General features: G+C 55.3%; 20 protein-coding genes. 6 read left to right on the top strand and 14 right to left on the bottom strand.

Annotated features, from left to right (window positions below):
- Window positions 1-21: 21 nt before the first annotated feature.
- Complete coding sequence (arcA, locus tag AB5Y83_RS15075) at window positions 22-1,242, bottom strand: arginine deiminase (protein WP_058056224.1); 1,221 nt, start codon at window positions 1,240-1,242, stop codon at window positions 22-24.
- Window positions 1,243-1,989: 747 nt separating this feature from the next.
- Between arcA and AB5Y83_RS15070 the strand changes: the two genes are divergently transcribed.
- The 3 genes from AB5Y83_RS15070 (at window position 1,990) to AB5Y83_RS15060 (ending at window position 3,281) form a co-directional block, all read left to right on the top strand.
- Window positions 1,990-2,166, top strand: coding sequence for a hypothetical protein (locus tag AB5Y83_RS15070; protein WP_005339717.1), 177 nt, complete (start codon window positions 1,990-1,992; stop codon window positions 2,164-2,166).
- Window positions 2,167-2,263: 97 nt separating this feature from the next.
- On the top strand, window positions 2,264-2,911 hold the full coding sequence (locus AB5Y83_RS15065; protein ID WP_005339716.1) for an AAA family ATPase: 648 nt from the start codon (window positions 2,264-2,266) through the stop codon (window positions 2,909-2,911).
- A gap of 1 nt (window position 2,912) precedes the next feature.
- A complete protein-coding gene (locus AB5Y83_RS15060; protein WP_005339715.1) occupies window positions 2,913-3,281 on the top strand; it encodes a hypothetical protein in 369 nt (122 codons plus the stop codon).
- A gap of 739 nt (window positions 3,282-4,020) precedes the next feature.
- Here the strand turns inward: AB5Y83_RS15060 and hemN are convergent.
- From hemN to AB5Y83_RS15040, 4 genes are all read right to left on the bottom strand, one after another.
- Entirely contained in the window at window positions 4,021-5,394 is a 1,374-nt protein-coding gene (hemN, locus tag AB5Y83_RS15055; protein WP_368175439.1) for an oxygen-independent coproporphyrinogen III oxidase, read from the bottom strand.
- A gap of 31 nt (window positions 5,395-5,425) precedes the next feature.
- Window positions 5,426-5,866 (bottom strand): DUF2489 domain-containing protein, encoded by a 441-nt coding sequence (locus tag AB5Y83_RS15050; protein WP_368175458.1) that lies wholly within the window; start codon window positions 5,864-5,866, stop codon window positions 5,426-5,428.
- Between the two features lie 11 nt (window positions 5,867-5,877).
- Complete coding sequence (gene yihI / locus AB5Y83_RS15045) at window positions 5,878-6,465, bottom strand: Der GTPase-activating protein YihI (RefSeq protein ID WP_150390124.1); 588 nt, start codon at window positions 6,463-6,465, stop codon at window positions 5,878-5,880.
- Window positions 6,466-7,302: 837 nt separating this feature from the next.
- On the bottom strand, window positions 7,303-7,920 hold the full coding sequence (locus tag AB5Y83_RS15040) for a cytochrome c (RefSeq protein ID WP_005339710.1): 618 nt from the start codon (window positions 7,918-7,920) through the stop codon (window positions 7,303-7,305).
- 142 nt (window positions 7,921-8,062) lie between these two features.
- Here AB5Y83_RS15040 and yihA point away from each other — a divergent pair, with 142 nt between their 5' ends.
- Window positions 8,063-8,719 (top strand): ribosome biogenesis GTP-binding protein YihA/YsxC, encoded by a 657-nt coding sequence (gene yihA / locus AB5Y83_RS15035; protein ID WP_026034975.1) that lies wholly within the window; start codon window positions 8,063-8,065, stop codon window positions 8,717-8,719.
- A 776-nt stretch (window positions 8,720-9,495) separates the two neighbouring features.
- Here the strand turns inward: yihA and AB5Y83_RS15030 are convergent.
- The 9 genes from AB5Y83_RS15030 to AB5Y83_RS14990 form a co-directional block, all read right to left on the bottom strand.
- Window positions 9,496-9,756 carry a DUF1488 domain-containing protein gene (locus tag AB5Y83_RS15030; protein WP_368175438.1) on the bottom strand — a complete coding sequence of 87 codons (261 nt, stop codon included), beginning with the start codon at window positions 9,754-9,756 and terminating at the stop codon, window positions 9,496-9,498.
- Window positions 9,753-10,574 (bottom strand): shikimate dehydrogenase, encoded by an 822-nt coding sequence (gene aroE, locus AB5Y83_RS15025; protein ID WP_368175437.1) that lies wholly within the window; start codon window positions 10,572-10,574, stop codon window positions 9,753-9,755. The genes AB5Y83_RS15030 and aroE overlap by 4 nt, the downstream gene beginning before the upstream one ends.
- Before the next feature lie 103 nt (window positions 10,575-10,677).
- Window positions 10,678-11,586 carry an oxygen-dependent coproporphyrinogen oxidase gene (hemF, locus tag AB5Y83_RS15020; protein ID WP_216952284.1) on the bottom strand — a complete coding sequence of 303 codons (909 nt, stop codon included), beginning with the start codon at window positions 11,584-11,586 and terminating at the stop codon, window positions 10,678-10,680.
- Between the two features lie 112 nt (window positions 11,587-11,698).
- Window positions 11,699-12,259 carry a Sua5/YciO/YrdC/YwlC family protein gene (locus AB5Y83_RS15015; RefSeq protein WP_005357519.1) on the bottom strand — a complete coding sequence of 187 codons (561 nt, stop codon included), beginning with the start codon at window positions 12,257-12,259 and terminating at the stop codon, window positions 11,699-11,701.
- Window positions 12,260-12,394: 135 nt separating this feature from the next.
- A complete protein-coding gene (purE, locus tag AB5Y83_RS15010) occupies window positions 12,395-12,898 on the bottom strand; it encodes a 5-(carboxyamino)imidazole ribonucleotide mutase (RefSeq protein WP_005339704.1) in 504 nt (167 codons plus the stop codon).
- Between the two features lie 74 nt (window positions 12,899-12,972).
- Window positions 12,973-13,530 carry a type I DNA topoisomerase gene (locus AB5Y83_RS15005; RefSeq protein WP_021231483.1) on the bottom strand — a complete coding sequence of 186 codons (558 nt, stop codon included), beginning with the start codon at window positions 13,528-13,530 and terminating at the stop codon, window positions 12,973-12,975.
- A 55-nt stretch (window positions 13,531-13,585) separates the two neighbouring features.
- Window positions 13,586-14,059: a DUF494 family protein gene (locus AB5Y83_RS15000; protein ID WP_005339699.1), complete on the bottom strand. Its 474-nt coding sequence runs from the start codon at window positions 14,057-14,059 to the stop codon at window positions 13,586-13,588.
- Window positions 14,052-15,167: a DNA-processing protein DprA gene (dprA, locus tag AB5Y83_RS14995; protein WP_368175436.1), complete on the bottom strand. Its 1,116-nt coding sequence runs from the start codon at window positions 15,165-15,167 to the stop codon at window positions 14,052-14,054. The genes AB5Y83_RS15000 and dprA overlap by 8 nt, the downstream gene beginning before the upstream one ends.
- Window position 15,168: 1 nt before the next feature.
- Entirely contained in the window at window positions 15,169-16,260 is a 1,092-nt protein-coding gene (locus tag AB5Y83_RS14990) for a LysM peptidoglycan-binding domain-containing protein (protein WP_005339696.1), read from the bottom strand.
- Window positions 16,261-16,368: 108 nt separating this feature from the next.
- Here AB5Y83_RS14990 and def point away from each other — a divergent pair, with 108 nt between their 5' ends.
- A complete protein-coding gene (gene def, locus AB5Y83_RS14985; protein ID WP_005357510.1) occupies window positions 16,369-16,881 on the top strand; it encodes a peptide deformylase in 513 nt (170 codons plus the stop codon).
- Window positions 16,882-16,893: 12 nt separating this feature from the next.
- Window positions 16,894-17,838, top strand: a complete 945-nt coding sequence (fmt, locus tag AB5Y83_RS14980; RefSeq protein WP_368175435.1) for a methionyl-tRNA formyltransferase — start codon at window positions 16,894-16,896, stop codon at window positions 17,836-17,838.
- The last annotated feature ends 35 nt before the right edge of the window (window positions 17,839-17,873 follow it).

Genomic DNA, 17,873 nt, shown 5'->3' with positions numbered 1-17,873 from the left:
TGCCGGCGCCACGCCGTCTCATCAGATGCTGTCGCGTTCCATCGGGCAGCTCATGCAGCGGGCGCCGCCGCGGCCACGGCCCAGTTCATCACCCGGAATGGAGAGAACTGTGATACCGGCCTTGTCATATTTCTCGTTGGTGTAGGTATTGCGCTCGTAACCCACCACCACGCCGGGACGCACGGTCAGCACGTTGTTGGCGTCGTTCCACTGCTCGCGTTCTGCTTCGAAGCTGTCACCGCCAGTGGTGATGATCTTCAGCTGATCCACGCCCAGTGCTTTCTCGATAGCGGTGACGAAGTAGCCCTCTTCCTTGATGTTCATGCCGGTGGCGCCGCCCGGAGTCAGGCTCCAGCACTGCACATCCTTGCGGATCACTTCCGGATAGACGGAGAAGGTGTCGATATCCATGTGGGTCATCACGGTATCCAGGTGCATGCAGCTGCGGTGTTTCGGCAGCTCCATGGCGATGACCTGCTTGGCCTGACCATGTTTGAACAGGCTGCGAGCCAGGTGCTCGACACCTTGCGGGGTGGTGCGCTCGGACATGCCGATCAGCACAGCGCCGCGGCCGATAACCAGTACGTCGCCACCCTCGATGGTGGAGTTGTCGTAGTCACGTTCCTCGTCACCGAAGTACTTGATGAAGTCCTGACCGGCAAACATCGGGTGCCAGCGGTAGATGGCCTTCACATGGTTGGTCTCGCGGCGACGAGCCGGCTTGGCCATCGGGTTGATGGAGACGCCGCCATAAACCCAGCAGGAGGTGTCACGGGTAAAGAGGTGGTTGGGCAGCGGCTCGATGATGAAATCGGTCGGAGCGTGCATGCCCACTACCATGTTGATGCCGCTGTAGGGCATCTCGGAGTAAGTCAGGCCACCGGAGAGAATGCGGGCCAGTTCGCGGTGCGGCATGTCAGCCAGGAAGCAGCGCACGTCGTTGGCAAAAGAAGAGCCGAGGCGGTAGTCGGAGACCTGATGTTGCAGCAGCCAGGTTTTGGCTTCCGGCACATCCAGGGTTTCCGCCAGCAGATTGGTCAGCAGGAAAACTTCGACATTCTGATCGCGCAGTACCTGAGCGAATTTGTCGTGCTCCTGACCGGCACGTTCAACAGACAGGACGTCATCGAACAGCAGATCCTGGCAGTTGGAAGGAGTCAGACGCTTCAGACTGAGGTTGGGGCGGTGCAACATGACACGGCGCAATTGGCCAACTTCAGAACCTACATAAAATTTGCTCATGATTATATTCCGTCTAGCAGTGGTCCCTGCGAGTGATTGAATAGATTCCTTCTATTCATGCTCGTGGCTAAGGCGGGATATTCTTTATGTAGGGTAATCGGCTTATGTTCTATCCTGCCCTTGCCTTTCGAGACCGAGGTTAGCCCTGCGAATCACGACAAACTTAGACATTGATCACATTCACTCAGAACTGAATATATTCACCATCCAATCTATGACCCCGGTAGCAAATTGCGCATTTTCCAAACAAATCGCACCGAATAACCATGCAAAACCACCCTGCTATATTTCAGATTGATTCATTTTTTATTCATGCCAGTTCACTGGAGTGATTAAATGCAAATAACAAAAACCGTTAAAAATCATTACCATAAATAACTTTACAAATAGAATTTGAATATTACTCCCTAGGTATTGAATACATCGCCGTGACGGGAAGAACGCGGGAGAAATAAATACTCACATCGACCACATTCACTGCATAAATCTTTTCTTGTTCCAGATCATGGCATTGATGCCAACCCCATCAGGCCAGGCCTCATCAGTCACCACCTCTTTGTGCGGTTCAACTTAATATGCACAAAGTCCGCATCAAGGTGGGCAGCCATCCTCGTCAGTCATCACAACGCCTTTTGATACTTTTTTCATTAATTGAATTTATTCGTCTCACCTTGCGCTGGCGCCAACCTCGACTTAACTCAGAAAGTGATCCAGATCACACAGGAATGGCACTACCAAGGAGTTGTTATGAAAATGAAACCCATGCTGTTGCTCGCGACTTTGCTGCTCTCTGCGCTCCCCACCCTCAGTCAGGCTGAAGGAGCCCCTGCCATGCCCATGGTGGTATGCCATGTCGACAAGGCCCCCCAGATGCTGGTGCCTGACTATGTCTGCCGCTGGCAGGGAGGCAGCGTTCATTACTAGTCGAAACAACGAGAGGAGCATCACTCCTCTCGCCTTGTGATGAGACAGGCCCCTCCTATACTGAAATCAGCGGTTTTCTCATGGATAGGGGAACGTCATGATCTTGTTGGTCGGTGGAGAGAAGGGGGGGAGTGGCAAGAGCTGCCTGGCACAAAATCTGGCGGTCTACCTCAGATCCCAATTTCAGGGAGAGGTGTTACTGGTCGACTGCGACCCGCAGCGCACCACCTCTGACTGGATTCAGGAGCGCAATGACAACCCGGAGCTACCACAAATCAACTGCGTGCAGCTCTATGGCAATATTCGCAACGACCTGCTCAGCCTGAAAAACCGCTACGACTACGTCATCGTCGATTGTGGCGGGCAAGACAACCGGGCTCTGCGCTCCACCATGGCTGTCGCCACCCACGCCCTTATCCCCTTGCGTCCGAAACGCCGCGACCTCAAGACCCTGCCCCACATGGAAGATCTCATCACCACCTGCAAGATGGTTAACCCGACCCTCAATGCAGCCGTAGTGCTGACCCAGTGCCCCGCCCTGCCCAATCAGGTAAAACGCATTCTCGAAGCGAAAGAGGTTTGCTCCTCGTTCGGTGTCGACGTCCTGAACGCCATCACCTATGGCCGCAACGTCTATGACGACAGCGAAGAGAAGGGACTGTCGGTGATGGAGATCGAGCCGGATGGCAAATCCGCCGAAGAGATCCGGGCCATCGCCAAAGAGTTCCTGCAAGTGGGGGTGTGAGATGGGTCTGGCCGATCTGAAGAAAAAGCACCAGCTGCATCACCAGAAGAAGTTCACCGTCGACGAATTTATCGAAGATGCGGAATTCTACGCCAAGGGCAAGCCCAAGGTGGTCAGCCTTGAACTGGGCCTGCATCGTGACGAGGCGTTGTCGGCGCTGGCCTTTATCGAGAGTGGCGAGCACCTGAAGCCCAGCTACAAAAAGGCTACCTTCTCCATGAGCACAGTGGCCATCGACGAGCTGGGTAATCTGACCCAGCAAGATGGCATGAACAAGTCCCTGTTGCTGCGCCTCTTTACCCACTACTTCTCTTCGCTCACCCCAGAAGAGCGCCAGACCATCTATGAGCGACTCAACCAGCGCTCATAATTTCTCCATTCAGCCGCTCTTTGTGTGCCTCGCCAACTCACCCCGAATGACCATCATCAGACTGCAAAATCTGTTTCTGAAGCAACCAAAACGCCGCGTAAGAGATTTGCCATTCCATATGTAAGCCAACGGCCGAAAAGATCCCCGAGATAATCGGAAGATAAGATCTTAAAACATGAAGAGTAGGAGCTTAACCAGTTGTTTATAAATGAATAAATCGAAACTCACCACTTTCGAAATAGCTAATGACAAAAACGTTTTCCAATCTGGAGTTGTAGCCGGTTAGAAAATCCTTATAGTTACTCATGCACGGACGCAATGAAGTCGGTCAGGAAGACTGGCTGCCAGGGTTGGGCAAATGGACTCACCACAGGATGTGGTAAAGGACACCTCCCAGGACGGAGAAAGTGCGACGGGACAGGATGACTCGTCAGGCCAAGATGGCTAAAGGACACCCCAAAGGATTGGGAAGGGGAAACCTAAAGGAAGAGGTAAACAGTCAGGGATTGCAGGGAGCAACTTCGTTCAAGGATCTGAGCGATACGACTACCGGGGGCGACGCAAGTCGCCCCCATCTTTTTAGCTGCGTTTCACCGCGACCATTGCTTGATTCCGAATTGCTTGCCTCAGCGCAGAGACTTCTTGCCAGAACCTTCGCGACCCGCAGCCTAAGCAAAAATACAGATGAGAAGGGCGCCACGATGGCGCCCCTTTCTGTTTTCTGATCGGCAAGCACAAATTAAATCACGCGAGAGAACTGCTGCTGACGCGCCTTGTTGCGCAAGTACACGTCGAAGCACATGCAGATATTGCGGATCAGCAGTTGCCCGGTGGAGGAGACCTCCAGACCATCCTCCGTCATACGCACCAATCCATCGTTGATGAAGGTCTGCAGCAGCTTGAGATCGTCGGCAAAATACTCTCTGAAATTGAGCCCATGCGCCTGTTCGACAGCGGCAAAGTTCAGACGGAAATCACAGATAAGCCGCTTGATCACCTCACGGCGGATCAGATCATCCTGATTGAGCGAGCAGCCTTTCCACTGGGCATGACCCAACTCTGCAACCTGTGCGTTGTAGGCCTTGAGCTCTTTCTGGTTCTGGGAGTAGGCATCACCGATCATGCTGATGGAGGAGACCCCCAGCCCCAGCAGATCACAATCTCCCTGGGTGGTATAACCCTGGAAGTTGCGGTGCAACTTGCCCTCGCGCTGCGCCACTGCCAACTCGTCATCGGGTTTGGCAAAATGGTCCATGCCGATGAACTGGTAACCCTGACCGGTTAGGAAGGCGATGGTGTCCTGCAGCATGGCCAGCTTCTCCTGTGGCGCAGGCATATCCATCTCTTTCAACTTGCGCTGGGCAGCAAAGCGGCTCGGCAGATGGGCATAGTTGAAGATGGAAAGGCGCGCCGGATCCGTCTTGAGCACCTCTTCCAACGTATGGTGGAAGCTGGCACGATCCTGATGCGGCAGGCCATAGATAAGGTCGAGGTTGGTCGAGCGGAAGCCAAGTTCACGGGCTCGTTCCAACATGGCTTTAATAAAGTCGTTGTCCTGCTCGCGGTTCACCGCAACCTGCACATCCTTGTTGAAGTCCTGCACCCCGAGGCTGATGCGGTTGAAGCCGACATCTCGCAGCACATCCAGCATGGTAATGGCAATCTCGCGCGGATCGACCTCGATGCTGAACTCCCCCTCTTCGGCGAAATGGAAGTGCTCACGCAGCATGGCCATCAGACGGCGCGTTTGTGCTTCATCCAGATAGGTGGGTGTTCCACCACCCCAGTGCAGCTGGGTGACCAGACGGTGCTTGAAGAGCGGGGCTTGCGCCTTGATCTCCTGCTCCAGGTGGTCGAGATACTCGTCAGCCTTTTGCTGATGACGGGTAATGACCTTGTTGCAGCCGCAGTAGTAGCAGAGCTTGTGACAGAAAGGGATATGCACGTAGAGCGACAGATTGCGCTCGGGATACTGGCCGGCAGCGCGGACAAAATCCGGATAGCCGAAGCTCTCGTTGAACTCCAGCGCAGTGGGATAAGAGGTGTATCGCGGGCCACTGTAGTTATATTTTTCGATCAGGGCCTGATCCCACACAATCTGTTCTGCTTGCACGCTCGCTTCCTCTCTTGTTGTTATTGTTGGCTCACCGACCTAACTGAAAATCCTTCAGCTGGGCCACATCCTTGAGGATCTGGGCCTCCAGCTCGGCCTCGTAGCCGCTGCGTTCGAGATCCATCTTCATCACTTCATTGCGCTTGAGGGCACGTCTGGCCTCATGAGTCGGCATATCTTTCACCTTCTCATACAGCCCGTACAGACCCGGGAACTCGGCAACGAATGCTCGCCCCCCCTTGATCTGTAACGCATCCAGCAGATTGATCAGCCGAATGGCGCCTTCGGAGTAATCGCACTGCCTCTCCTGCACCGCATGGGCAATGACCCGCACGCTCTCCAGAATTCGTTCATTGCGAGCTGTAATAGCCTGCAACTGCATCGCTTGCTGTCGTCTCAGTCTGGCCAGCAGCATGCCTGCATAGATGGCCAACCCTGACAAAATCAGGCCGCCCAACAGGGCGGCCAGCATCCATCCACTCATCACTTTTTCTTCGGCTCAGGCTTGGGTTCCGGCTTGAAATCGACCTGGTTGAAACGGTCCCACAACTCCTCTTCGGAGGCCGGTTTCTGCTCGTCGAACTCTGCGTCATCGCCATCATCAAACGGCAGCTCATCATCCTCATCATCGTCGTTATCGATGATGCCCAGCTCATCCATCAGCTCCTGATAACGGTCGACACGCTGATCAACCCAGGCCTGCTCGGCCGCTTCCAGAGTTTCACCGGCATCAAGACGATCCAGCAGATCATTCAAGCGGTCATCGTTTTCGATGGAAGCCAGCTCCTGCTCGGGGGTCATCACCAGCTTCTTCTCTTTCACCGCCTTGGGTGCTGCCGGCCTCTTCTGTTTGTCATCCACCACCAGAACTACCGGCTTGCGGGAACCGATACGCGGATCTTTGGACTGGCTGTTGCCAGACTTGTTCTTCGGCTGTTCAACTTGCTGACGAGAACCAGCCTTCAGGCCCTTTCGCTTGGCAGCCCGTTTACGCTCACGGCCTTCCTGAGCACTGACATCAGATTCTTTGCGCTTGCCAGTAGGCTTGCGAGTGGGTTGTTTGGCAGACATGAATGGCTAACTCCGAAAAAAAACTGGTTTGACCCGTACCCGGGATGATCTCACCCGGTGGGATACGATGCGAGGAACAGTAAGGCTGGAACAAGAGCAGGATCCCGCACCAATCAGGCCCAATCAGGCCACTGAACACCGCAGGATCGGTATCCTCTGGGCATGTTGCTGGTATTTTGACACAGAATGGCTAATCGGGTTAATGACCCAAAAGAAAAAAGGCAGCCGAAGCTGCCTTGATATGTTCATGCGTGCGCCATCCTGAATGGCAAAACAATCTGTTTCGTCCTCTCCGTGACAACTTGTCGCCGCATCATATCGTTGTGTGGTCATCCTGACCTTATATTGGTCGTTCCTGAATGTGCGTGTGCCTGTTTGACCCGTCTCGACCGCATCCTGCCATCGTGCCGGGGAGTCTGCATCCCGCAACCCCATCCCGCTCCGGAGATGGTCACCATCCTGATCCTTCAATCCTTTGCCAGCTCATGCGAGCCCATGGCATCCCGCCACGCCAGCCATCCTCTGCTCACAACACCCTGTCGTGAAACCGCCACCCAATCCGTGGGTGAATCCATTAAGCCTACTGTACCAACTCTATAAAGCGGCTCAATCCACTCAAAACATTCTCAACATGTCGAAAAATATCAATATTTATATAATCTGTTGATAAATAATGATTATTTAATATTTTATGCAATTTTATGAGCCTTGGCCTGCCTTGAGAATGGGAAATCTCTTACAGAACGGGGGGATTAAACCGAGAATTATCTGAAAGCCATAAAAACAACGGGGAGCCCAGGCTCCCCGTTTCAACTCAAATCGACCGTATCGACTATATCAGTGCAGACCCGCCACATATTTGGAGAGGGCTTCGATATCCTGATCAGTCAGTTTCTTGGCAACGTCCCGCATCATGCCATTCGGATCGTTGTCACGCGTCCCGGCACGGAATGCGGTGAGCTGAGCCTTGATATAGGCAGGATGCTGGCCGGACAGGTTTGGATACTTCGCCTGTTCGACACCCGAGCCACGGGGACCATGGCAAGCCGTACAAGCTGCCAGACCGCGACTCATGTCACCACCCATATAGAGTGCCTTGCCCGCTTCGACCACGTCGTCAGGGACAGCGATAGGGGTAACCTTCAGGCTGGAGAAATAAGCCGCCAGGTCATCCATGTCCTGTTCCGACAAAGGTAACGCCATCGGCCCCATCACTGGCGCAACCCGGCCAATTTGACCAGAAGCGGCAGCCTTCAGTTCAACTAACTGCTTTTTGATATATGATGCGTGCTGACCAGCAATTTTGGGGTACATATCAACCAGGCTGTTTCCGTCCGGTCCATGACAAGCCGCACAAACGGCAGCCTTGGTCTGTCCCGCAGCGGCATCGCCCTTGGCTTGTGCCATCCCCGTTACGCCAACCATCAGAGCAAGAGTAATGACTAGGTTCTTCATGGCGTTCCAACTTTTCGTTATTAGGCTTCCAGATCCCATGCCGCTGAAGGCATGTTAAAATAAACGCGTTTAAGCGACGCTATTTTACACCATTTTACAAAAAAGTAACTCTATAACCCTCTATCTCCATGGGGAATTTACGTTGGATACACAAACTCTGAATTTCAATAAGGTGCATTTTGTGACCAGCGCACCCGACATCCGTCACCTGCCAAATGATGGGGGTGTCGAGATCGCGTTTGCCGGCCGTTCCAACGCCGGTAAGTCATCTGCATTGAACACCTTAACCAAACACAAGAACCTGGCGCGCACCAGTAAGACACCCGGTCGTACCCAACTGATCAACCTGTTTGAGCTGGAACCGGGCAAGCGTCTGGTCGACTTGCCGGGTTATGGTTATGCGCAAGTTCCGCTGGAAATGAAGCTCAAGTGGCAAAAGTCACTGGCAGAGTATCTGCAGCGCCGTGAGTCATTGAAAGGTCTGGTGATCCTGATGGACATCCGCCACCCGCTCAAAGATACCGACATGAACATGCTGGAGTGGAGCTCGCACCGTCAGTTGCCGGTTATGCTGCTGCTGACCAAGGCTGACAAACTGAGCCCAGGCCCGCGCAACAACCAGGTGATCAAGGTGCGCCAGGCCGTTGCCAACCTTGGTTCCCAGATCCAGGTCGAAGCATTCTCCTCCCTCACCAATATCGGTGTGGAGAAGCTGGCGCAAACCCTGACCGAATGGTACGTCAGTGGTGACGATACCGACCTGCTGGACGCTGATGAACAGCAACCTGCCGAGGAGTAATCTACTCCTCGCTCTCCTTGCAATTGGCGGAGCACTCCTCCGCTGATTGAAAGGGTTTCAGATTGCCGCTTTCACCTGCCTCACGACGAACACCCCGCATTCGGCTCCCTTGCTATATCTATTACCGCTTACAGTTCATATAGATAGGCAGTTAATTCACACAAAGAATTAACTTAAGTAGGCGTTGATAGCGTTTTCAAGTTCGTTCTTTCAAAACGAACAATAATTACCAAAAGAGACAAAAATGAAATTTAATTACAAGTTCTAACCGAAAGGGATAAAAATGAGGCCGGACGACAGTGATGCCATCCAGCCTGAAATAATAAATTCAAAAAATTGGGAAGAAGCTGAATCTTGAGTACCAGACGACAGGCATTCCTCAAGAAGCAGCCTCATTCTATCAAATGCATCGCCAATTTAAAGCATTTACTCTAAATGACGCGCATAAAAAAACACCCCGACGAGAACCTCATCGGGGCAGCTATTCAGCCACATTCAATTACGTGAAATAAAAGGTCTGAAAGATAGAACATCTTACCTCTGTACCCTACGCAGACAACTGTACAGCAAAGCAGCAGAAAGTGAAAGTAATTTATGTAATTTAGTTTCACAACTTACAGATTAAGAAAAAATCTTTTATTTTCATACAGATAAAAAAATCCCCAGTACGAATACCGGGGAGTTATAAAGGTGACTAGCTAGCACTTCCTCAACTATCTAGTTAGTCAGCGCCATTTCAAAGTAGTTCCGCTACAAAACAAAAAAACTTTGAAAAATCAGAGATAGATAGCACCATCTTCAGCAAACTCTTGTTCTTCAATGAGTTTTTCAGCAATATCTTCAATATCAAAACGCACACTTTCGAAGGCTCTGACGATGTCATCCTCTCTGGTCAGCGCCAGACCTGTCATTCTCTCCAGTCGCCGATGGCTGATGTAACAATCTATCAGCGTCCCCATCTGCTGGGCAGGAAAACGCACCCGCTGTTCGTCAGCCTGCCACTCCATCAGGTCGGGAAACAGAATACCCTGGTTCATATCACCCCCAAGTTACGCTTCAACTCTCTCAATACCTGTTTAGTCCCGGGACGAATTCCGCGCCACACGGTAAACGCTTCGGCGGCCTGTTCCACCAGCATGCCGAGTCCATCCATGGTTTGACGGGCCCCATGCTGCTTGGCCCAACTGATAAACGCCGTATCCGAGGCGCCATACATCATGTCGTAGATGGCAATATCAGTGTGGATCAGGGCAGGGGCCAACGGCGGTAGCTCTCCTTGCAGGCTGGCAGAAGTCGAATTGATGACGAGATCGAATGGCCCTGCCAACTGCTCATAGGTCTGGGCAGTCACAGGCCCCAGATCGCAGAATTCGGCAGCCAACTGTTGCGCTTTTGCGTGGGTGCGGTTGGCGATCACCAGCTCGCTCGGCAGCTCTGCCAGCAGCGGCGCCAATGCACCGCGAGCCGCGCCACCGGCACCCAGCAGCAGGATCCGGCTATCCCCCAGCGTCACACCATGGGACTTGAGATCGGCGACCAGACCGGCACCATCGGTATTATCCCCCAGCAACACGCCATCATCGGTCAGCTTGATGGTATTGACCGCACCCGCCCGCTTGGCCCTCGGGCTCAAGCGATCGACCAGAGTGAATGCCTGCTCCTTGAAGGGAACGGTGACATTGCATCCCTTGCCCCCTTGGGCAAAGAAGGTGCGCAGGGCTTGGGCAAACTCGTCGACGGCGGGTTCAGCCAGCCCATACTCCAGCTCTTGCTGGGTTTGTCTGGCAAACAGGGTATGAATGAAGGGGGACTTGCTATGGCGCACCGGGTGGCCAAAAACCAGATAACGATCCATCAAAGAGTTCCATCAGAGGGCAATATTCCGATTTAACGGGTTTTCGCACTCGGGAACAAGCCGAATAACGGCCAGTAAAAAGGGACCATCATGGTCCCTCTGGTCACAGCCACTCTCGCGGCGTTAGGTAATCGGTGTAGAGCAAGGCTTCAGGAGTGCCCGCCTCCGGCTGCCAGTCATACTCCCAACGTGCCAGCGGTGGCATCGACATCAGGATCGACTCGGTACGTCCGCCGGTCTGCAGCCCGAACAGGGTGCCACGGTCATACACCAGATTGAACTCCACATAACGGCCGCGACGATAGAGCTGGAACTCCCGCTCCCGCTCGCCATAGGGCAGCGCCTTGCGTCGTTCGATGATCGGCAGGTAAGCATCAAGATATCCCCGACCTACCGCCTGCATAAAGGCAAAGCAGTCGGCAAAAGGCCAGCGATTCAGATCGTCGAAGAAGAGGCCGCCCACCCCTCGCGTCTCGTTGCGATGCTTGAGGAAGAAGTAGCGATCGCACCAGGATTTGAACTCGGGGTAGATCTCATCACCAAAGGGCTGGCAGAGATCATGGGAGACCTGATGCCAGTGCTGCACATCCTCGGCAAACGGGTAGAAGGGCGTCAAATCGAAGCCACCGCCAAACCACCAAATGGGCTCTTCACCCTCTTTCTCGGCGATGAAGAAACGGACGTTGGCGTGGCTGGTCGGCACATAGGGGTTGTGCGGATGGATCACCAGCGACACGCCCATCGCCTCGAACTTGCGACCGGCCAACTCGGGCCGATGGGCTGTAGCAGAGGCAGGCATGGCATCGCCATAGACATGGGAGAAGTTGACGCCCCCCTGCTCGATCACCGCGCCGTGGCGCAGCACACGGGTGCGACCACCGCCACCGCCTTCACGGCTCCAGGCATCTTCCACAAAGTGTCCACTGCCGTCGGCCTGCTCCAGACCACGGCAGATCTCGTCCTGCAACTGCAACAGGAAGGCCTTGACCTGGGCCACATCCGGTTTGCTCATCTTGTCTCCAGTCAGGCAGGATCGTGAACGCCCTGTCCATTTTTATAGTTAAATCAATCCGATGAGCTCACCGCTCAGCGGATTGATAGCAAATCATGACGTGTCCGCCTGCTCAGGAGGGGCGAATAATGGCTCCGGTTCGGGCGTCCTTGATCTCGGACGGGTTAGCTTGACCACCCACTTCACCGGGCAGGATATAGGCTAACTTGCTTGCCAGCCGCTCACCGATATCGGCCACCCGACGGGCAGGCTCCTCACCGGTCAGGTTGGCGCTGGTAGAGACCAGCGGCTTGCCAAAGGCACGGCACAACGCCTGTACCTGAGGATGAGCCGTCACGCGCACCGCCAGTGTCTCGAACTGCCCGGTCAGCCAGGCCGGCGTCGTTGCACGAGCAGGCATGATCCAGGTAAAGGGGCCGGGCCAGCTGGCTTCAACCCGAGCCAGTTGCTCACCGCTAAGTTGGCTCAGATCGATGTAATCCTGCAATTGCGCCACGTCGGCAGCAATCAGGATCAACCCCTTCTCTACCGGACGCTGCTTGATGGCCAGCAGTCGCTGCACCGCAACTTCGGAGTCGGGATCACATCCCAGACCAAACACGGCCTCGGTCGCATAGGCAATCACCCCTTCCTGTTGGAGGGCGGCAACTGCCTGTTCAAATTCATTTGGCATAGGAAAAATGCGGCAGCCACGCTGCCGCCTCGTCACTTAGTAGCAAGTTGAATCCGTATGGCGGCGACCATGGCAAAATGACGTTTTGCTGTAGCACAGGAAAAATACGACACATCCGGAGCGCCACCCGTTCACTTACTTGAGTTGAGCCTGCAGGGCGGCATCCTTGGCCATCACCTCTTCGGCATTCTTCTGGCGTTCGGCCCGAACCTTGGCCGCCAGTTCATCATCGGCTACTGCCAGCATCTGGGCTGCCAGATAACCTGCGTTCTTGGCACCGGCTTTGCCGATCGCCACGGTCGCTACCGGTACACCACCCGGCATCTGCACGGTGGAGAGCAGCGCATCCAGCCCCTTGAGCGGGCCACCATCGATGGGCACCCCGATCACGGGACGAGTCGTGATGCCGGCTACGGCACCCGCCAGATGCGCCGCCAGACCGGCAGCACAGATAAAGACCTTGCAGCCACGGGCCTCGGCATCGGTCACATACTGATGGGTCGCAGCCGGCGTGCGGTGCGCGGAGGTGACTTTGACTTCCACTGCGATATCAAATGACTTGAGCACCTCGAGGGTAGTCTGCATCACGGGGAAATCAGAATCAGAGCCCATCAATACGGCAACAAAGGGTTTATTCATGGTGGGAATTTCCTTACTCCAAGTGGGGGGTTGAAGTTCACCGAAAACGTTTCAATCCGGTTGCGGCGGCGGGATTATACCTGCTCACTTTGGTGGCCGCATTTCTTTTGCGGACAGACCCAACGCAGAGTTCCCCTCACTTTTTTCTCTACCATGATGCCCCAACCACACGCGGGACAAGGCATGGGGATCGGCTTGTCGTTCACCACATATTTGCAGTGTGGATAGCCATCACAGGAGTAAAACTGCTTGCCGTAGCGGGAGGTACGGCTCACCAGATGAGCCTTGCCGCACTCGGGGCAGAGGATCTGGGTATCGTCGCTCTCCTGCAGGGATTCGATATGCTGGCAGGCCGGATACTGGGTACAACCGACAAACAGACCATAACGCCCCTTCTTGATCGCCAGCGGCTCTCCGCAATCGGGACAGGCAGAACCTTCGAGCACCTTTTCGATGTCGCGGCCGGATGGCGTCAGGGAGCGTATGTAATCACAGGCAGGATAAGCAGAACAGCCAAGAAAGGGGCCATGTTTGCCCTGGCGGATCACCAGCTCGGCCCCGCACTGCGGGCACGGCTCGCGCTCGAAGGCATGTTCGTGGGCTGAAAAGAGGTGATGATCGATTTTTGACATGGGCCGCGCCTTGAAATCCAGATGGCCTGAATTCTACCAGCGCGGCACCGGACTGTCAGTGAATGACGCCGTCTGACTCATCAAACACCAGCTCTTCCATCTGCTGGTAGGCATTTTCACTGCCCGGTACGTTGAACAGCACCATCATGACGACCCACTTCAGGTCATCCAGCTCGATATCCGGCTTGTCCAGCTCGAGCAGGCGCTCGATACAGATCTCGCGGGTTTCGGCATTCAGCACCTGGGCCTGTTCCAGAAAGAGCAGAAAGCCGCGGCACTCGGTGCTCAGACGTGCCAGCTCTTGCGGAGCATAGATACGCATCGAGCCTTGCGCGCTGGCGGTAACATAGACCTCCCGCTCGCTATCGTGCAGATTGGCCAGCCGCTCCAGCCAGTCGAGCGCCTTGTCGATCTCTTCTTTATCGAAACCGGCCCGGCTCAACTCGTCGGTGAGCTCATCCTGCTCGACCATCACATCTGCATCGCTGTGGATGTAGGTCTCGAAAAGGTACATCAATACATCAAACATGATTCGCCCTCCTCGCTCTGACGTATCCACCGGCTACCGCCATCACTGCACCGGCCAGCTCCAGCTCTACCAACCTGCCCAATACCACTTCAACAGGAAGCTGGGCCCGCTCGGCAACGGTATCCACGCTCGTGGTCTCATAATCTACGTTATCCAACAAATCGGCATAAGGCAATTCGCTATTATGCGGTTGCTCAGATGGTATGACTGACGGATGTGGCCGTGCGACCCACTCTGGCAGCTCTTCCACTATATCGGCCGCACTCAGCACAAGTTTGGCCCCCTGCTGAATTAATCTGTTGCACCCTATCGCCTGGGCGTTTTGCGGGGCGCCGGGTACCGCAAACACTTCGCGCCCCTGCTCAAGCGCATAGCGAGCTGTGATCAGCGAACCGCTCTGCTCGGTCGCCTCCACCACCAGAGTTCCCAGCGACAGACCACTGATAATACGGTTGCGACGAGGAAAATGTTCAGCCAGCGGTCCTTTATCCGGCGCCAGCTCGGAGATAAGCAAACCACCACTCTCCAGAATCTGGCCTGCCAGCCCCTGGTGGCGTTTGGGGTAGAGACAGTCCAGCCCGGAACCCAACACGGCAAGGGTGATACCGCCACCAGCCAGCGCTTGCTGATGGCAGACACCATCGATACCGAGCGCAAGGCCCGAGGTGATGGCCAGCCCGCATCCAACCAGCTCGCTACAAAGGCGGGAGGCATTATCTTTGCCTGCATAGGTAGGATGGCGTGTCCCCACCATTGCCAGCTGGGGTAGCGACAGCGCAGCAAGATCGCCACGACAGTAGAGCAACAGGGGGGCCGCGGGAATCTCCCGCAACAAGGGTGGATAAATCGGGTGATCTTGCGGAATAAGGAGATTGTCAGGCAAAGCGGCCCAAGCCAGGCTCTGCTCAACTACTGGCGAGGGCCAGCGCAGTTGTTTGATCTGCTCTGACGACAACCCCATACCATGCAGTTGCGCTTCATCGCTCTGAAACAGGGCCTCAATACTTCCCCCGGCCCGTTCCAACAGACGTGCAGCGGTCACCGGACCGATACCGGTGACCGCATCGAGAGTTAGCCAGAGCGCCAGACGCGCGTCGGGGTAGTTCACGTCAGAAGTGAGTGACCTGATAGCCCGCACTCACCATGTCGTTACTCTGCATGATGAGACCGTAACTCAGCTTGTCATACACCTTGAACAACATGACACGGGCAATCGCTTCAGAGGGCAGTGGTGCCTTCTTGTTGCTGCTGTAAAACACCCGGTTAAAAACCGACGAGAGCTCCTTGTACTGTACATCGCCATTCTTGGTGACCAGAGCAGCACCGGGCCGTCTGACATCCAACACATCCCCGGCGACCAGTTGATCGCGGCCACCCCGGTTGATCAGCACCACATCAAACTTGCCACCGCCCCGGGTCTTGTTCGGCAAATCGATGATATAGCCCGGCGTGATGGCTGGTGCCGCTTTCGGTGTGAAGACGGCGGGCATGTTTTCCTGAGCCGGCAGCGGCATCACCTTGTCGCCCTGCAGCACTTCGCGCTGGTTATGAGTCAGAGTCACCTCAGTCCGATCGCCATCAAGACGCGCCACGGCCCGCACCACACCGGCAAAGATCGCCTCCTGGCCCAGCAGTTCACCGGTTTCGCGATCCTTGTAGACCACTCCGGGGTGATAAATGCCATAGACCTGCCCCGGTGTCAGGGAGCCCTGCACATAGAGGGTGTCCCCCTCCAGCATGCCGATATGTTTCTGATCCGACCCCAGCAGATAGGGCAAGGTTTTCTGCTGCTGGCTGTCAGCCAGAATATGGTCGGTTTGCAGGAAGGGGCCGATCTCGCTGATAGGCAGGGTCGGAATGGGGTTGGCTTTGTTTTCGTAACGGGTTTTCGGGCCGAGACGGATGACTTGCTTGCCACCCTGCATCGCCTTGCCGAGTCGGGGTTCACCATTGACCCAGCTCAGATGCAGTACATCACCGGGGTAGATCCAGTGAGGATTGGCAATCTGCGGATTGATGTTCCAGAGACGGGGCCAGAGCCAGGGTTCGGAAAGATACTTGCCGGAGATATCCCACAGGGTGTCGCCTTTTTGCACTACATAGCTTTCGGGGTAACCCGCTTTCAGCCTCAGCTGATCGGCCAGTGCTGCCTGACTCACGGTCACCAGCAGGCAGGCGAGGATGGTTTGCTTCAGATACATAACACTCCCTGTTACTTCTGTACGCAAAGTGTTGCTGTTTTTTGTCGGCGTAAATGACTAGAATTACGCCAATATTGACTGCATTTATACGAAACTAAAGAAAAAACTATGGCCATTCTAGATGTATTGCGTTTTCCCGATGAGCGCCTGCGCACCGTTGCAGCCCCTGTCGAGACCTTTACACCCGAGTTACAACAGATTGTAGATGATATGTTCGAAACCATGTACGCGGAGGAAGGCATTGGCCTGGCCGCGACTCAGGTCGACATTCACCAGCGCATCATAGTGATCGATGTCTCTGAAAACCGTGAAGATCCTCTGGTATTGATCAATCCGGAGGTCATCGAACAGTGCGGCAGCACCGGCATTGAAGAGGGTTGCCTCTCCGTGCCCGGCAGCCGTGCTCTGGTGCCTCGCGCCGAACAGATCAAAATCCGCGCCCTGGATCGCAACGGCAAGCCGTTCGAGCTGGAAGCCGATGATCTGCTCGCCATCTGCATCCAGCATGAGATGGATCATCTGGTCGGCAAGCTGTTTGTTGATTACTTGTCCCCGCTCAAGCGCCAGCGCATTCGCCAGAAGCTGGAAAAGATGGCCCGTGAAGATCGCAAAGTCCTCTGAGGATCTGCCCCATTGAATAAGCTGAAACTGATTTTTGCCGGTACTCCCGACTTCGCCGCCCGTCACCTGGCGGCGTTGTTGTCTTCCGACCACGAGGTCGTTGCCGTTTATACCCAGCCTGACAAGCCTGCTGGCCGTGGCCAGAAGCTCACCGCCAGCCCGGTCAAAGAGCTGGCACTGGCCCATAACCTGCCGGTTTACCAACCTGCCTCTCTGCGCAAGGAAGAGGCGCAAGCCGAACTGGCCGCCCTTGGCGCCGACCTGATGGTGGTGGTTGCCTATGGCCTGATCCTGCCCAAGGTGGTGCTCGATACCCCGCGTCTGGGCTGCATCAACGTCCATGGCTCCCTGCTGCCCCGCTGGCGCGGCGCGGCACCGATCCAGCGCTCAATCTGGGCGGGCGATAGCGAAACCGGCGTCACCATCATGCAGATGGATGTGGGGCTGGATACCGGCGCCATGATCCGCAAGGTAAACTGCCCCATCGCCGCCGACGAGACCTCTGCCAGCCTCTATGACAAGCTGGCCGAGCTGGGCCCGCAGGCGCTGGTCGACACCATCAATGCCATGGCCGCCGGTGAAACCGCTGCCGAGGCGCAAGATGATGCGCTGGCCAACTACGCCGAAAAGCTCTCCAAGGAAGAGGCCCGCATCGACTGGTCGATGGAGGCTGTTGCCATCGAACGCTGCATCCGCTCGTTCAACCCCTGGCCCATCAGCTGGTTTGAAGTGGCTGACCAGACCGTCAAGGTATGGCAAGCCGCCGTCATTGACAGCGACCACGGCCAACCCGCCGGCACCCTGCTCAAGGCCGACAAGCAGGGAATCGATATCGCTACCGGCAAAGGGGTACTGCGCCTGCTGACCCTGCAACCGCCCGGCAAGAAAGCGATGTCCGTTTCGGATCTGCTCAACTCTCGCCGCGACTGGTTTGAACCCGGCACGCAATTGAATTGAACTGGATTGAATTGACACAAGCGGGGCCCAGGCCC

It is taken from the genome of Aeromonas sp. R5-4 (genome assembly GCF_040908215.1).
Taxonomy (GTDB): Bacteria; Pseudomonadota; Gammaproteobacteria; order Enterobacterales; family Aeromonadaceae; genus Aeromonas; species Aeromonas veronii.
Note: the sequence above shows the minus strand (reverse complement) of the source record. Positions and strands in the feature narration are given on the sequence as shown.

Coding starts and splice junctions, on each gene's coding strand:
- yihI (WP_150390124.1), bottom strand. CDS start 6,465: ATGTCTGCCAAACAACCCACTCGCAAGCCTACTGGCAAGCGCAAAGAA.
- AB5Y83_RS15000 (WP_005339699.1), bottom strand. CDS start 14,059: ATGTTTGATGTATTGATGTACCTTTTCGAGACCTACATCCACAGCGAT.
- aroE (WP_368175437.1), bottom strand. CDS start 10,574: ATGGATCGTTATCTGGTTTTTGGCCACCCGGTGCGCCATAGCAAGTCC.
- AB5Y83_RS14990 (WP_005339696.1), bottom strand. CDS start 16,260: ATGTATCTGAAGCAAACCATCCTCGCCTGCCTGCTGGTGACCGTGAGT.
- AB5Y83_RS15060 (WP_005339715.1), top strand. CDS start 2,913: ATGGGTCTGGCCGATCTGAAGAAAAAGCACCAGCTGCATCACCAGAAG.
- hemF (WP_216952284.1), bottom strand. CDS start 11,586: ATGAGCAAACCGGATGTGGCCCAGGTCAAGGCCTTCCTGTTGCAGTTG.
- AB5Y83_RS15040 (WP_005339710.1), bottom strand. CDS start 7,920: ATGAAGAACCTAGTCATTACTCTTGCTCTGATGGTTGGCGTAACGGGG.
- AB5Y83_RS15070 (WP_005339717.1), top strand. CDS start 1,990: ATGAAAATGAAACCCATGCTGTTGCTCGCGACTTTGCTGCTCTCTGCG.
- AB5Y83_RS15030 (WP_368175438.1), bottom strand. CDS start 9,756: ATGAACCAGGGTATTCTGTTTCCCGACCTGATGGAGTGGCAGGCTGAC.
- AB5Y83_RS15050 (WP_368175458.1), bottom strand. CDS start 5,866: ATGCTGGCCGCCCTGTTGGGCGGCCTGATTTTGTCAGGGTTGGCCATC.
- arcA (WP_058056224.1), bottom strand. CDS start 1,242: ATGAGCAAATTTTATGTAGGTTCTGAAGTTGGCCAATTGCGCCGTGTC.
- AB5Y83_RS15015 (WP_005357519.1), bottom strand. CDS start 12,259: ATGCCAAATGAATTTGAACAGGCAGTTGCCGCCCTCCAACAGGAAGGG.
- AB5Y83_RS15005 (WP_021231483.1), bottom strand. CDS start 13,530: ATGTCAAAAATCGATCATCACCTCTTTTCAGCCCACGAACATGCCTTC.
- AB5Y83_RS15065 (WP_005339716.1), top strand. CDS start 2,264: ATGATCTTGTTGGTCGGTGGAGAGAAGGGGGGGAGTGGCAAGAGCTGC.
- def (WP_005357510.1), top strand. CDS start 16,369: ATGGCCATTCTAGATGTATTGCGTTTTCCCGATGAGCGCCTGCGCACC.
- purE (WP_005339704.1), bottom strand. CDS start 12,898: ATGAATAAACCCTTTGTTGCCGTATTGATGGGCTCTGATTCTGATTTC.